This window comes from Streptomyces sp. CG4 (assembly GCF_041080655.1).
GTDB lineage: Bacteria > Actinomycetota > Actinomycetes > Streptomycetales > Streptomycetaceae > Streptomyces.
The window spans coordinates 9872707-9885758 of record NZ_CP163525.1 but is presented as its reverse complement, the minus strand read 5'-3'; the positions used below and the strand labels follow the sequence as shown (position 1 = coordinate 9885758).

The 13052-nt window shown below is 68.9% G+C and carries 15 protein-coding genes and 1 pseudogene; 10 read left to right on the top strand and 6 right to left on the bottom strand.

The annotated features are described in order from the left end of the window. Nucleotides 1–497: 497 nt before the first annotated feature. Complete coding sequence (locus AB5L52_RS44920) at nucleotides 498–1046, bottom strand: hypothetical protein (protein ID WP_351032785.1); 549 nt, start codon at nucleotides 1044–1046, stop codon at nucleotides 498–500. 942 nt (nucleotides 1047–1988) lie between these two features. On the opposite strand from AB5L52_RS44920, the gene AB5L52_RS44915 reads away from it, so the two are divergent. After that, complete coding sequence (locus tag AB5L52_RS44915) at nucleotides 1989–2438, top strand: hypothetical protein (RefSeq protein WP_351580414.1); 450 nt, start codon at nucleotides 1989–1991, stop codon at nucleotides 2436–2438. 419 nt (nucleotides 2439–2857) lie between these two features. Here the strand turns inward: AB5L52_RS44915 and AB5L52_RS44910 are convergent, their stop codons facing one another. Then, on the bottom strand, nucleotides 2858–3436 hold the full coding sequence (locus AB5L52_RS44910) for a TetR/AcrR family transcriptional regulator (RefSeq protein WP_351580411.1): 579 nt from the start codon (nucleotides 3434–3436) through the stop codon (nucleotides 2858–2860). A gap of 90 nt (nucleotides 3437–3526) precedes the next feature. On the opposite strand from AB5L52_RS44910, the gene AB5L52_RS44905 reads away from it, so the two are divergent. The 3 genes from AB5L52_RS44905 to AB5L52_RS44895 all read left to right on the top strand — a co-directional run bounded on the left by AB5L52_RS44905 (nucleotide 3527) and on the right by AB5L52_RS44895 (nucleotide 5932). Further along, nucleotides 3527–3973: a DUF1772 domain-containing protein gene (locus AB5L52_RS44905; protein ID WP_351580408.1), complete on the top strand. Its 447-nt coding sequence runs from the start codon at nucleotides 3527–3529 to the stop codon at nucleotides 3971–3973. 324 nt (nucleotides 3974–4297) lie between these two features. Next, nucleotides 4298–4723, top strand: coding sequence for a DUF4267 domain-containing protein (locus AB5L52_RS44900; RefSeq protein ID WP_351032777.1), 426 nt, complete (start codon nucleotides 4298–4300; stop codon nucleotides 4721–4723). A gap of 78 nt (nucleotides 4724–4801) precedes the next feature. Then, nucleotides 4802–5932 carry an IS630 family transposase gene (locus tag AB5L52_RS44895; protein ID WP_369368745.1) on the top strand — a complete coding sequence of 377 codons (1131 nt, stop codon included), beginning with the start codon at nucleotides 4802–4804 and terminating at the stop codon, nucleotides 5930–5932. A 72-nt stretch (nucleotides 5933–6004) separates the two neighbouring features. Here the strand turns inward: AB5L52_RS44895 and AB5L52_RS44890 are convergent, their stop codons facing one another. Continuing rightward, on the bottom strand, nucleotides 6005–6382 hold the full coding sequence (locus AB5L52_RS44890) for a nuclear transport factor 2 family protein (protein WP_369368744.1): 378 nt from the start codon (nucleotides 6380–6382) through the stop codon (nucleotides 6005–6007). A gap of 284 nt (nucleotides 6383–6666) precedes the next feature. On the opposite strand from AB5L52_RS44890, the gene AB5L52_RS44885 reads away from it, so the two are divergent. The 4 genes and pseudogenes from AB5L52_RS44885 to AB5L52_RS44870 all read left to right on the top strand — a co-directional run bounded on the left by AB5L52_RS44885 (nucleotide 6667) and on the right by AB5L52_RS44870 (nucleotide 8279). Then, nucleotides 6667–7080, top strand: a complete 414-nt coding sequence (locus AB5L52_RS44885) for a hypothetical protein (protein WP_351580399.1) — start codon at nucleotides 6667–6669, stop codon at nucleotides 7078–7080. 135 nt (nucleotides 7081–7215) lie between these two features. Then, a complete protein-coding gene (locus tag AB5L52_RS44880) occupies nucleotides 7216–7614 on the top strand; it encodes a hypothetical protein (protein ID WP_351034536.1) in 399 nt (132 codons plus the stop codon). Between the two features lie 14 nt (nucleotides 7615–7628). Further along, nucleotides 7629–7970: pseudogene (locus tag AB5L52_RS44875) on the top strand (transposase); the annotation flags it as partial. A 141-nt stretch (nucleotides 7971–8111) separates the two neighbouring features. Then, nucleotides 8112–8279 carry a hypothetical protein gene (locus tag AB5L52_RS44870; RefSeq protein WP_369368743.1) on the top strand — a complete coding sequence of 56 codons (168 nt, stop codon included), beginning with the start codon at nucleotides 8112–8114 and terminating at the stop codon, nucleotides 8277–8279. Between the two features lie 45 nt (nucleotides 8280–8324). On the opposite strand, the gene AB5L52_RS44865 is transcribed toward AB5L52_RS44870, so the two are convergent. From AB5L52_RS44865 to AB5L52_RS44855, 3 genes are all read right to left on the bottom strand, one after another. Beyond that, the gene (locus AB5L52_RS44865) at nucleotides 8325–8618 is read right to left on the bottom strand and encodes a DUF1330 domain-containing protein (RefSeq protein ID WP_351580393.1); all 294 of its coding nucleotides are present in this window, start codon (nucleotides 8616–8618) and stop codon (nucleotides 8325–8327) included. 112 nt (nucleotides 8619–8730) lie between these two features. Beyond that, nucleotides 8731–10185: an MFS transporter gene (locus tag AB5L52_RS44860; protein WP_369368742.1), complete on the bottom strand. Its 1455-nt coding sequence runs from the start codon at nucleotides 10183–10185 to the stop codon at nucleotides 8731–8733. Nucleotides 10186–10211: 26 nt separating this feature from the next. Then, a complete protein-coding gene (locus AB5L52_RS44855; protein ID WP_369368741.1) occupies nucleotides 10212–10574 on the bottom strand; it encodes a MarR family winged helix-turn-helix transcriptional regulator in 363 nt (120 codons plus the stop codon). A 385-nt stretch (nucleotides 10575–10959) separates the two neighbouring features. Between AB5L52_RS44855 and AB5L52_RS44850 the strand changes: the two genes are divergently transcribed. After that, nucleotides 10960–11727: a dienelactone hydrolase family protein gene (locus AB5L52_RS44850; protein WP_369368740.1), complete on the top strand. Its 768-nt coding sequence runs from the start codon at nucleotides 10960–10962 to the stop codon at nucleotides 11725–11727. 978 nt (nucleotides 11728–12705) lie between these two features. Further along, nucleotides 12706–12999, top strand: coding sequence for a hypothetical protein (locus AB5L52_RS44845; protein WP_369368739.1), 294 nt, complete (start codon nucleotides 12706–12708; stop codon nucleotides 12997–12999). Nucleotides 13000–13052: the final 53 nt, after the last annotated feature.

Sequence of the window (13052 nt, the reverse complement as noted above, 5' to 3'; positions counted from 1 at the left end):
AGATCGCCGAGGCGGGTACGACTTCGGTGCCTGGACGCCGGCGTCCGGCCGGTGACGGCCTGGCCGTCGCGCGTTGCCGTCCGCGCACGGCGGCCGTGGCCTCGGCCCGGCCCGGGTCAACAGCACCGTGCCCCGGACCGGGTGGAAGTGGTCCGGGGCACGACGACCGCTGCGGCCCACGACGACCGGCGGGGTTCTGTCCCACCACGAGGAAGAGCACGAGGACGAGCAACGGCGGGGCGACGAGCACCAGAAGTACGATTTCGGCGCGATGGTGGTTGTCCCGCGGTACGCCACCGGCCTCACGGTGTCTTCCAGCAGCGCCCGCACCTGTTCCAGAACATCGGCGTGGAGTGCCCGAAGCCCCTCCTGCGGGGGGGTCAGGCAACGAGGTCAGGCAAGAAGGCCTCGCTGCATGGGGCGGCGGCCCGCCCGGACGCAGTGGGGCTGCCCGCGGTTCCTCGCTCACAGCCGTGCGGCTTGCCGCGTGACGGCCGTCAGCCGTAGAAGGGCCCGTCGTGGTGCCAGCTCGTGGTACCGAAGACGTCGGAACCGGCGATGCTGATGCTGAGGTTGGTGACCTTGAGGCCGTACTGGACCGGAGTGGAGCCCTCCGCGCAATCGACCTTGACCGCCGGGAAGTTCATGTAGAAGTGCGGGCCGTAGTCACGGCCCTTGTCCTGGCGGAACTGGTCGACGATGTAGCCCGCGTCGGCTTCGAAGTAGACACGGTCGAGCTCGCTCTGGGTCGTACGCACCACAAAGGCGGTGTCCCAGTCGAACTCCCCGTCCGGCGTGCGGCAGCCGAAGGTTCGGGCGGTGTCGGCCTTTGCCGTGAACTTGACGCTGCTGTCGCCACCGTAGTTGCCCGCGATGTACCCCGGCTGATTGCGCACGTTGTGCAGAGTGACGTCGACGGTGAAGCCTCCGCAGCCCGGCGTCGGATAGTACTCGTGATACCTCAGCTGGCATTGGTGGTCCCCGAAGGCGGCCGTGGGGTCCGGGGTGTACGGCTGCGGCACCACGGTCGTCCTGCCGAACTCCACAGTCTCGTCTACCCCGCCGGGCTGATTGGCCGGAGCCGAGTCCCACGAGGTCGCATGAGACGCCGCCGGCCCGGCGAGTACCAGCCCCACTCCGGCCAGCAGAGCCAGCACTATTCTCGGTAACGCTCTTCGCATCATTCATGCCTCCCTATCGCACATGCGTACACGACATGACAGGCAGTCACGCTACGGGAGACTTGGAGCCGCCGTCAGGCGATCAGAGAAGAGCAACGCCGCACCACCGCGGACGGTGAGGCCACAGGTTGCCCCCTGCAGGCTAACCTCGATTCCCGGCAGGGTGGTTGAGGCAGCGCTACCCGCGCTCATACAGGTGAGGGCCTCAACCGCAGGACCAGCCGAGTCGCCAACACCCGCATCACCGCTTTGCCCTCAATGATTCCAGCCAGGTGAAACTGGCCCGCAGCGACATCCTTGCTGGTCGCAGGGCTGTCGGATGGTGCGGCGCCGACGGGAGCCGGGGACCGAAGACGGCTTGCGACAGCGGGGCTACGCGCGCAGCCGCGCTTCGCCGAGGAAGTCCGAGCCCGCGGTGCCCAGGCGTGCCTGCACGGACCGGGCGCCCGCGATATGTTCCGGGCCGTACGGCACGACTTTACGCTGCGGTAGGTACGGATCGGCACCGCGGCGGACCGCGAGCGCACCCCGCACGCCTGCCGGGACGCCGGGGCATCGCCCTGGAACCCACCGTACTGGGAACGTCGGCACTGGTTGCCGGACCGTCAGTCAATGAGACCCCGCAGAGGGTTGTACGCACGGCTGCGGAGGCGCTATGCCTGAAAGCCCTGGCCGGACAGGCCGTGGTCGTAGCCGTGACGTCCTCGGGCACAGGCTTGCTCCCACCCCTGGACACGGCGGAGACGTCGGTGCCAGCCTCGACGAACGCGCGGCCGGGTGGCCGTGCCCGATCACAGGGGGGCAAGGATGAGACAACGGCTCTTATCGGCGACCGCCGCGACCCTGGCCGGCGTGGTGCTGGCCGTCGGCGGAACGGGAGCGGCCCATGCCGCCACCGCCGCGCCCGCACACAGCGCCGCGCCGGCCGACGACCCGACACCCGACGAGCAGGGACAGCTGCGCGTCGTGGCAGCCGCCATCTGGAACCAGCAGCTGGCCGACGGCTGGAACATGAACAGCGACGTGGCCGACGTGCTGTCCCAGGCCACCGGTGCGATCCTCAAGTGCTCCGAGGCGTTCGCGCTGGTGCCGAAGCCGCCGGGGTTCGTTCCCGGGGCCTCGTACCTCGTCAAGTACACGCTCCAGCTGCGCAATTACTTCCAGGCAGTCCGGGGCGACCGCACCTACCGCACCTGCGTGGTCGCCGCATCCGCCGACTACCGCAGCGCAATCGAGCTGGCCTCGATGGGCGCCTGAGGCCGCCGTCGGGATCACTTGCCAGGCGGGGCGGCCGGCTCGCCTGGCAAGAGCAGCCGGCCTCAACGGCTCCCGATCCCTGGTCTGGCACCAGGCCACGAACCGGCCTCCCACAGCCCAGTCCGTGCTTCACACCCTCATCCTCACAACCCGACGGCGCACAACCTGACCGCCGAAGTGGCTCCCGTCACCATAAGTGGGGAGATTCCACTGAGCAGGTTTGGCCACACACTCGATTAGGGCGCGTATCGGGTGGTGATCAATGAGCATCGCAACCTCCGGGGTGGGTGCCCCGTCTGGGGTGCGAGGCCCGGCGATCTGTGGCTGCGCCGTGTGGGTGCGAGTGACCGGAAGCGTTGGCGCGGGCAGGCAGCGGCGGGGCCCGAGGGCCCCGGCTGCGTGCCCGCCGGGACGGTGTGTCAGACCATGGCGAGCCGGTCCACCAGCAGCTCCACTCTCGGCTCGGCGTCCTCGGGCAGCAGGCGGCCCGCGCGGGTCAGGGTCGCAAGGCCGTGCAGGGCCGCCCAGAACACCTCGGTGAACAGCCCCGGGTGGACGCCGTCGCCGGCGACCTCGGCGAGGCACTCGAGCAGGGCGGCGAAGGCGTCCTTCAGCGGCTCGGGGGTGTCCTCCTGCGCGTACGCCAGGCCGCCGTCGAGCTGGAACAAGGCGTCGTAGACCGCCGGATTGTGCTCGGCGAAGTCGAGGTAGGCGCGGGCGAGGGCCGCGACCCGCTCGCGCGGGCTGTTCGCTCTGGAGGCCGCGGCCCGCACCGCCGCGGCCAGCTCGGCGGCGCCTTCCAGGGCGACGGCGCCGATGATCTCGCGCTTGCCGCGGAAGTGGCTGTAGAGGACGGGCTGGCTGTATTCGATGCGCTCGGCGAGCCGGCGGGTGGTGACCGCGTCCCAGCCCTGCTGCTCGGCGAGTTCGCGGGCTGTCGCCACGATGAGGCGCTCGCGCTCCGCCCGTTCGCGCTCCTTGCGTTCCTTTACCGACATGAATCGATCCTAGCATCGCTAGACAATCGAGCGTTAGCAGTACTAGCGTCATCTCGTCGTCTAGCAACGCTAGTTCACGGAGGGATCGTCATGCTCAACACACTCGAGGTCGTCACCACCGTGATCGTCGGCCTGATGGTGGGGGTGGAGTTCTCCGTCGTCTTCATCATGAACCGGATCCTGAACGCGCTTCCCGAGGACAGCGGCCAGCTCGGCCACGCCCACGGCGGCCGGATGCTGGGCGCCCTGATGCCGTTCTGGTACGTAGGCTCGCTCGTCCTCAGCGCGATCTGGGCCGTCGCCGGATGGCACCACCACGGCGCCGGACTCGTCGCCACCGCCGCCGGACTGCTGATCGTCAGCGTGGTCATGTCGATTCTGCTGCTCGTCCCGATCAACAACCGAAACAAGACCTGGACCCCCGAGAACCGGCCCGCCGACTGGAAGCAGCAGCTGCGCCGCTGGGAGCGCTACCACTACATCCGCGTCGCCGTCATCGTCGCCGCGTTCACCCTGCTGGTCGCCTCCCTCACCTGATACCGCCGCTGCCCCGACATGCACTGGGTCGCCCCTGTGCATCGACGGCTTTCGCCCCGTCGGGGTGAGCCGGAGAGGGCATCGGATTACTGACCCCGCGGGCCGACGCCGCGCCGGTGGCACACAATCCCTACTCCCCGGGGGCGGCTGACCACCGAAATCCCGACATTCGGAAATGCCGCTGCCGCTCAGATCCCACAACTGTGATCCCGGCAAGCTGCGCCCCTCGATCGGCCGCGTCCACGGGGCCTGATCAGGCCCCACGCGACTCGGCACGCTCCACGAAGCTCACGAAGCCGACGAAGACTCGCAAGGAGTAGAACCATGTCGCTGAAGAAGATCAACACCGTCCTGGCCGCCGCCTTCGTCCTCTTCATCCTCTGGTTCGGGACGGAGTACATCTTGAGCCCGGAGACGACGGCGCCGGGCTACGGCCTGCCGAGCTGGCCGTCCGGCGACGGCGACGGCTTCCTGATCATCAAGGGGATCCGCGACGTCGTCCTGGCCCTGGTTCTGGGCATCCTGCTGGTGACGGGTCACCGCCGGGCGCTGGGCTGGGTGCTGCTGATGGAGGCCCTCGCCGCGTACGGCGACATGACCAACGTGCTGGCCCACCACGGCTCCGTGGCCACCGCGCTCGGCGTCCACTGCCTGACCGCGACACTGATGGTGGTCAACGGCCTGCTGATCATGCGCGAGACCCGCAACGTCGCGGCCGCTCTGGCAACACCCGCCCCGCAGCCCGCCTAGGGCTGTGACCGCGATCGCCGGGTTGGTGGTCGTGACGGTTGGATGTGCGGTGACGTCCATTCGACCGCTGGCGGCGCGGTGGCTGAGCCTGTCCGTGTACGCAGATTGACCGACAAGGAGGGGCAGAAGCTGAAGCAGATCGTGCGCCGGGACAGCACGAGTTCGGTGCGATACCGGCGGGCGATGATGCTGCTCGCTTCGGCGGGCGGAAACCGGGTGCCGTTGATCGCCCAGCTGGTCCAGGCCGATGAGGACGATGAGGACACCGTGCGCGACGTGATCCACCGCTTCAACGAGATCGGCCTGGCCTGCCTGGACCCTCAGTGGGCGGGAGGCCGTCCCCGCCTGCTCACCCCTGACGACGAGGAGTTCGTCATCCGGACGGCCACCACCCGCCCCACCAGGCTCGGCCAGCCCTTCACTCGCCGGTCGATCCGCAAACTCGCCGCCTACCTGCGGGAAGTGTACGGACGTGTCATCCGCATCGGCCGTGAAGCCTTACGGTGCCTGCTCCGGCGCCGCGGCATCACCTTCCAGCGCACCAAGACATGGAAGGAATCACCCGACCCTCATCGCGACGCCAAGCTCGACCGGATCGAGCAGGTTCTGGACCGCTTCCCGGACCGGGTGTTCGCCCTCGACGAGTTCGGGCCGTTGGGGGTCCGGCCCACCGCAGGCTCCTGCTGGGCGAAGCAGGGCAAGCCAAACCGGCTGCCGGCGACCTACCGCCGCACCCACGGCGTCACCTACTTCCTCAGCTGCTACTCCGTGGGCGACGACCGCCTGTGGGGCGTCAACCGCCGCCGCAAGGGCACCGCCAACACCCTGGCCGCGCTGAAGTCGATCCGCGCCGCCCGACCCGACGGCGCCCCGATCTACATCTTCCTGGACAACCTCTCCGCCCACACCGGCGCCGACATCCGCCGCTGGGCGAAGAAGAACAAGGTCGAGCTGTGCTTCACCCCGACCTACGCATCCTGGGCCAACCCGATCGAGGCCCACGTCGGCCCGCTGCGGCAGTTCACCCTGGCCAACTCCCACCACCGCAGCCACCCCACGCAAACCCAGGCACTGCACCGCTACCTGCGCTGGCGCAATACCAACGCCCGCCACCCCGACGTACTTGCTGCCCAACGCAAGGAACGCGTCCGCATCCGCAGTGAGAAGGGCATCCGCTGGTGCGCACGCCCCCTCAACGCCGCAGCCTGACCGACCGCGAACCGCAGCCCCGGAGTGCCGAAAGGGACAAGTTCACGAGAAGGACAGCGACAGAAGGACGGCTCAGGAGGCGGACGGCTCGATCTCTCCGGCAAAGACGATGACCTGGTCGATGAGGCTCCGCCGCAGATGGACGACGTCCGTTCCCGTCAGGCGGGGGCCTCCATCCGGGGTGGTGAAGACCCACTGGTACCGGGCCCACTCGTCAGGCATGTCCACCGCTGAGCAGCGCACCATCGTGCCGGTCCCCGCCGGGTGGCGCCGGATGTCCAGCACGAACCGCTCGACCGCCGCGATTCCTTCGCTGCGCCCCAAGGGCCCCCAGAAGACCACGTCTGAGGTCAGGGCCCGGGAGAGCAGGGCAGTCACATAGCTGTCGTCCGAGGCGTTAAACGCGGAGATGAACGTGTCGATCGCGGAGCGTGCCGTCTCTTCCTGCATGCCCCAGTAATACCAGCCGTTGCGCGTGCGCTCATCCCGCGAGCCGCCTTCCGATCACGGTGGACCATCCCGGTCACAGCACTGGCCCAGCGCCCAGCCAAGAGGGTGAGCCCTCCGGCCGCCACGTGCGGGCGGCCGGAGGGCGCCGCTGTCTCGCTGTGCAGTCCGACACCGGAACCTTCTCTTCACTGTGCAGACAGATCCTTCCCAGCTCCCATGGCGGCCGTAGCTTCGAGTTCCGACAGGACCCACACGGCAGCGCTCACCTACGAGAGGAACGAACCATGGGGCTTCGACGGGCCGCCGCCAGCGGCGCAGCCGCTTTGGCACTTGTAACGGGCATCTCCATTGGCGCTGCGGGCACCGCCTCGGCCGACCAGTCCGGTGGAGGCTGCCGCTATCTGTCCGCGGATGGCCTTCAAGTCAGGACGTGTGTGGATGGAGACGGCGCGGGTGGTATATGGACTGAGGTCCAGACGACCGGCTCGAACAACACCTCCATCAACCTCTGTGCAGAGGTTGTTGACAGCAACCAGAACGTTGTCCCCGGCAGCTTGAACTGCAGCGTCGTGTGGGGAGCCAGCAGCGATGTCTTCTCCAACACGGTGTTCCCCAACTCCGGCACCTACTACGGAGTTTCCTTCTTCACCAGTCCTACCTACTGGTACGGGGGAGAGACGCCGCCGATCTCCATATAGCGGCGAGCACGCGAGAGAAGTAGCTGCACCCACTCCATCTGCGAGGCGTGGCTTGTCGGACCGTTGTCCGTGCCATGACTTGTCAGACGGTTGTGAACACGGATCGTTCGTCCCGTCCGAATCGAAGGGGAAGACATGCAGTTCAAGCTGGGGCGCCGAGTCGCCTCCCTCGCCGCCGTGACCGCACTGACCGTCACGGGGCTGGGGCTCGCGTCGGGAAGCGCATCCGCCGCAACCGGATCCGACTCCAACTCTGCGCACGGCGTGGACATCACCGGCTGGCACACGTTGGACGAGAACCCGTGGGTGTCCGCCCGGCTGTGCAACTACCAGAGCTCGGCGAACAGCTTCTACTTCTGGATCGAGGACACGGCGGGCGACAACGTCACCAGCCCGGGGCACATCACCCCCGTCCTCGCGCCCGGCCAGTGCGACTACATCTCCGGCGAGGACTACGGCAGCACCCCGATCCAGGTCTACGCGAGGTCTGGAAGCTCCTGGACCTTCGGCACCGACCCGATCTACCTCGGCTGACAGCCGCCCCGCACCCGGCCGGACGCCGTCGCCGCGTCGCCGTCGCCGGGGACAAGGCTTACTCCTCCCGCGGTAATCGCTCCCACCTGCGCAAACGCCACATCAAGGCGGTCATCCCGGAGAAGGCCGACCAGGCCGCCAACCGGAAGAGGAAGGGTTCCGGGGGTGGCCGGCCCGTCGGCCACGACGCCGGCCTCTACAAGGAGAGGAACACCGTCGAGCGGCTGATCAACAAGCTCAAGGCATGGCGGGGCGTCGCCACTCGATACGACAAGACCCCGGACAGCTACCTCGCCGGCCCTTACCTGCGCGCCTCGATGATCTGGATCAAAGACCTCACCAGAGCGACTCATTGATCACGACCCGATACGCGCCGTAGCTGGTGACGCCCCTCACAGGAGCGGGCCGGTGTACCCCAGAATCCTGCTGCGAGGGTCAGCCTCCAACGCCGTGGCCTGGGCAGGTGATCCCATAGCGCTGCCGTGGGGACGGGGTTTGTGACCCACATCGGCCGCTGGAACCTTCTCGAACGCACCCCCGCCGACATCGAGGCCGACGTCCGCGCCGCCGCGCCGCCGGGAACCGTCGCCGGACTGGACATCACCGTCGATGCCACCGGCCTGACGCTGTTCGCGACGGTGCGGCGCGCTGACGAGCCGGGGTGATCCCCGCAGCCGGCGTCGTGTTCCTCCCTGACGCAGCATCGGTTGTCAGTCGAGGCCTTCGATGATGCGGAAGTCGCGCTCGACGCCGTCAGCGAGTACGGCCAGCGCCTCCTGGTAGGCCGCACTCGCGCGTGCGGCGACCGCCTGTTCGAAGCTGTCGAACTCGATCAGGATGGTGCGCTCGGCGATTCCGGCGTCGTGTGCGACGACCCGGCCGCCGCGGGTGAGCAGCCGCCCGCCCGCCGCCTTGACGGCTGGACCGGCCAGCTTGTCGTAGGCAGCAAGCCTCTCAGGGTCTGCGATGGTGCGGTAGACGCTGACCCAGTAGCCCTTGGCCACGGTACCTCCTGTGTTCGGAATTGATGTTCAGAAGCATGCTCAGATCCATGGCCGGCGCGCTGTGGGTCAGCGAGCCGACGGAGACGGCGTCGAAGTCGGACGGCTTCGATCCTCAGTTTCTGGTTCGACTCGACCGGCCCAGGCCCGGCACACCGACTGGGGCTGTGATCGGATTGGTCTCGGGTGAGCGTCGGCGGGCGAGGGCGAGGCTGGTCATCGTCGTGATCGCCATCGCGGCGACGCCGACCAGCGCCGCGGTCGTGTAGGCGTCGTCGTCCGGGAAGAGGCGGCCCGTGGCGGTGCCGGCGGCCAGGACCAGACCGCCGATGGCGCTGCCCAGGGAGTACCCGACGCTGCGGACGACGTAGTTGAAGCTCATGGCGCTCGACGTCTCGCTCTTGGGGGTGACGGCCAGGATGACGCCGGGCATGGCGGCCGAGAAGCTGCCGACGCCGAAGCCCAGCACGCCCATGGCCGCGAGCAGTTCGGCCAGGTTGGACCGGGCGGTGGCGAACAGGACGAACCCGCCGCCGACGATGGCGGCGCTGCCGGCCAGGAGTAGGGGGTCGTCGATCCGTTCGCGGACCCGCGGCGTGAGCTTGCCGGCGACGAACCCCAGCACGGAGAACGGGATGAGGACCAGCCCCGCCACGAAGGTGGTCAGTCCGAAGCCGTAGCCGGCGCTGTGCGGCGTCTGCGCGTAGCGGGTGATGAGCGTGAGCAGGAGGTACATGCCGCTCCCGCCGACGAGCATGGCGATGTTCGCCCCGGCGACCGCCGGGTGCCGTACCGCCCGGACGTCGACCAGGGGCGTCTTGGTTCGCAGTTCGGAAACGGTCCAGACGCAGAGCAGGAGTACGGCGGCGACGGCAAGGGTCACCGCCACGGCGAGGTGTCGGCTCCACAGGCTCCTCTCGCCGGCCAGGAACAGGACAAGGAGCAGTCCACCCGCCAGGACGAGCGCACCGGCCACGTTCACGTGAGCGGAGCGGCCTTCGGGGGCTGCGGGCATGGAGCGCCACGCGGTCACGAAGGCGATGGCGGTGACGAGCAGGCCGAGGCCGTAGGCGGCCCGCAGTCCGCCGAACTCGGCGAGCAGCGCGGCCAGCGGGTAGCCGACGCCGGCTCCGATGATGGAGACCACTGAGATCAGGGCGATCGTGGCCGCGCTGCGCTCCTCGGGAAGATGGTCGCGGGCCACGCCCATCATCAGCGCCGTGAGACCGAGTCCGACGCCTTGGGCCGCTCTGCCCACGAGCAGCCAGGCGAACGGCAGCGGCAGCACGGTGAGCGCGCTGCCGACGACGACGATCGCCAGCGTGGCGAGAATCGTGGCCCGCCGCTGCGGACCGGCTCCGAGCCGGCCGAGGACGGGTGTGGCGACGGCGCCGCTGAGCAGGGCGATGGTCAGCGTCCACTGCGCGCTGTCGAGGGAGACGTGGAACGTGGTCGCCACGCTGGTGATGAGCGGCGTCCCGAGGCTGGCGACCGCCGCCACGACCAGGGCGATGAACATCAGGGCGGGGACCAGCAGACGTGCCTCGGAACGTATCAGGGCAGTGCTCATGGGCTGGTCATGAGCCTGGTCCGCGGTCACCGGTCCGAATCCTCTCGGGCGTGGCTTTCGAGCTCCGCCAGATGCAGCAGCGCCGGAAGGGCTGCTGCCAAGGCCTCGACCTCGTCACCGGTGAGTTCGTCGATCAACCGCGCGTACGCGTCGACGCCCGCCTGGTGTCGCGTCCGGACGTACGACGCGCCGGCTTCGGTCAGGCACACCAGCGTGACCCGCTTGTCGGACGGATCGCCCTTCCGCTCGACCAGCCCGGATTCCTCCATCACCCGGACCAGGACGGTCATCGCGGGCTGGGTGACGCCCTCGGCCACCGCCAAATCGGTGATCCGTCGCGGGCCGGTCTTGTCCAGGGTGGCCAAGGTGGCGGCGGACGTCAGGCTCATGTCGCGGGGAAGGCGTCTCACGGCCCTGGTGGCCAGACCGTAGAGGGCTGACCCGATGGCATCGGAAGCGCCGTGCGCGGCGTCTCGGCGACTCACGCCTGAAGCATAGCAGCTTTATATGAATCCTTTATGCATCTCTCGATCAGGGTTCACGGCCGCCATCGAGTGCAACATGCCAGCCGCATTGAGCGCGGCCGAGGGATCTTCTACGTTGGTGTCGAACCTCTGGACCTGCTGGCAGAAGTCCACGCCGGGGTTGAACCCGTCGATAGGGTTGTGACGGTTCTCGTGAGCCCTCGCCGTATTTCAGAGGGACACTCGCGCCGTTCTGCCGGCGGCAGAACACCAGCTGGACCGGGCTCGACGATCACTACAGTCCAGTCTCATGACGACGATTACGACGCGTACGGTCGAGTACCCGGCCGACGGTTTGACGATGATCGGGCACCTCGCGCTCCCGGCCGGTGTCGACCGCCGGCCCGCGGTGCTGCTCGGACCAGAGGGCACGGGGCTCAGCGACGTCGAGCGCCGCCGGGCCGATGCCCTCGCCGAACTGGGATATATAGCGCTGGCCTTCGACCTTCACGGCGGACGCTATGTGGGCGACCCCGAGGAGATGCTGGCCCGCTGCATGCCACTGCTCGCTGATCCCGACCGGATGCGGGGCATCGGCCATGCGGCGCTCGACGTGTTGCGCACCGAACCGCGGACCGACCCCGACCGGATCGCCGCCGTCGGCTACGGCACCGGGGGCGCCATCGCGCTGGAACTCGGGCGCGACGGCGTCAACCTGCGCGCGATCGCAACAGTCAACGCACTGGCCACGGGCCGACCGGGCGAGGCGGCGCGCATTCGCTGCCCGGTGTGGGCCGGGATCGGGTCGGAAGACCCGATCATGCCGCCCGCGCAACGGAACGCGTTCACCGCTGAGATGCAGGCCGCGGGCGTCGACTGGCGCCTCGCGGTCTACGGCGGCGCCCTGCACGCCTTCCACCACCCGCCGGTCGACCACACCGTGCGTCCCGGCGTCGGCTACCACCCACGGCACGCGCAGCGAGCCTGGCGCGACGTCGTCGCCCTGCTCGCCGAGTGCCTGCCCGTGACGGAGGACCTGGGGCATGACCCAGGTAAGCATGCTCGCGCCGGGCACTGACAGTCCCCTCCCCTCAAGTCCGCACAGCAGAACCGCATTTGGGCGGATGCTCGATCGCGGAAACGTTCGCAACTGCCGCAGTAAATGCCGGATTTACTGCGACAGAGCCCCTACCGAGATCACCGCGACCTGCGGCGGGCCATTCCGGCCGCCGGGGCGAGGAGTACGCATTTACTGCGGCAGTGTCAGGAGGGCTGGGCGGCGTGACGATCGAACCGGTGACCGAGCTCGGGAGCGGGGGCGCGCTTCGGTTGCCGCGCGCTCGGGTCGTACCTCTGTCTGCCCCGCCCGCGTCGTACACCGCGGCGGTCGAGCGCTACCTCACCGGCGCGGGCATCGCGAAGTCCTCCGCACGGATCTACCGGATCTTGCTCACGACGTGGGGGTGGATGCTCGCCAGCGAACCGGCGCCGACCGGACCCGCCCGCCGGGGCGCGAAACCCCCGCCTTCCCCGTCGCCGCGATCGACGACCCGGCACTGCCGGAGGTGCTGGCCGAACTGGCGGCGGCGCGGGCGGACGAGATGGACGCCGACGCCGTCAACCGGGAACTGTCCATCGCGCGCAAGGCGATCGGCTGGTGGCAGCGCCAAGGCTGGATCGAAGGCGATCCCACGATCGGTATCGAGCGGCGGCCGGCGCCGGCCCGACCGCACCAAGGCCCTGGCGCAGAACCAAATCTCCGCCCTGTGGCGCCTCGACGTCGGGCTCCGGGAGAAGACGCAGTGGAAGATGCTCTACGAGTCCGCCGCTCGGGCCGACGAGGTGCTGTGTCTCAACGTAGAAGACCTGTACCCGCAGGACAAGCGCGGGAAGATCACCGCCAAGGGCGGCGCGACCGAGTGGATTCACTGGCAGTCCGGCACCGCCCAGCTCCTGCCCCGCCTCATCGCCCGCCGCACGCGCGGCCCGCTGTTTCTCACCGACCGCAAGGCACCGGCCGGAACACCCACGCTCGACGTGTGCCCGGAGACCGGCCGTGCCCGGCTCTCCTACCGCCGCGTTGAGGAGATCTTCGAGGAGAACACCCGGCTACTGGCAAACCCCCCTCGCCTCACCCGACGACATCAAGGATCTGGACGGCTGGACCCTGCACCGGCCACGGCACAGTGCCCTGACGCACGACGCGGAGGACGGCACCTCGCCCCCGATGCTGCTGGCCCGCTCCCGCCACGCCTCCGTCCGCTGCCTGGAGCGGTACGCCCACCCCGGCGTCGACTCGGTCGCCCGGCACGTCGCCGAACGCGACCCCGCTGCACGTCGCCGCACATAAATCTGAGCGGATCAAGGCTTCAAGATCATCCCGTTGCCCCTTTGGCGCGTATC

Bases quoted from the DNA above. Each gene is read 5' to 3' on its own strand.
- AB5L52_RS44860 (WP_369368742.1), bottom strand. From the start codon at position 10,185: ATGAGCACTGCCCTGATACGTTCCGAGGCACGTCTGCTGGTCCCCGCC.
- AB5L52_RS44905 (WP_351580408.1), top strand. From the start codon at position 3,527: ATGCTCAACACACTCGAGGTCGTCACCACCGTGATCGTCGGCCTGATG.
- AB5L52_RS44900 (WP_351032777.1), top strand. From the start codon at position 4,298: ATGTCGCTGAAGAAGATCAACACCGTCCTGGCCGCCGCCTTCGTCCTC.
- AB5L52_RS44850 (WP_369368740.1), top strand. From the start codon at position 10,960: ATGACGACGATTACGACGCGTACGGTCGAGTACCCGGCCGACGGTTTG.
- AB5L52_RS44910 (WP_351580411.1), bottom strand. From the start codon at position 3,436: ATGTCGGTAAAGGAACGCAAGGAGCGCGAACGGGCGGAGCGCGAGCGC.
- AB5L52_RS44855 (WP_369368741.1), bottom strand. From the start codon at position 10,574: ATGAGCCTGACGTCCGCCGCCACCTTGGCCACCCTGGACAAGACCGGC.
- AB5L52_RS44915 (WP_351580414.1), top strand. From the start codon at position 1,989: ATGAGACAACGGCTCTTATCGGCGACCGCCGCGACCCTGGCCGGCGTG.
- AB5L52_RS44885 (WP_351580399.1), top strand. From the start codon at position 6,667: ATGGGGCTTCGACGGGCCGCCGCCAGCGGCGCAGCCGCTTTGGCACTT.
- AB5L52_RS44890 (WP_369368744.1), bottom strand. From the start codon at position 6,382: ATGCAGGAAGAGACGGCACGCTCCGCGATCGACACGTTCATCTCCGCG.
- AB5L52_RS44880 (WP_351034536.1), top strand. From the start codon at position 7,216: ATGCAGTTCAAGCTGGGGCGCCGAGTCGCCTCCCTCGCCGCCGTGACC.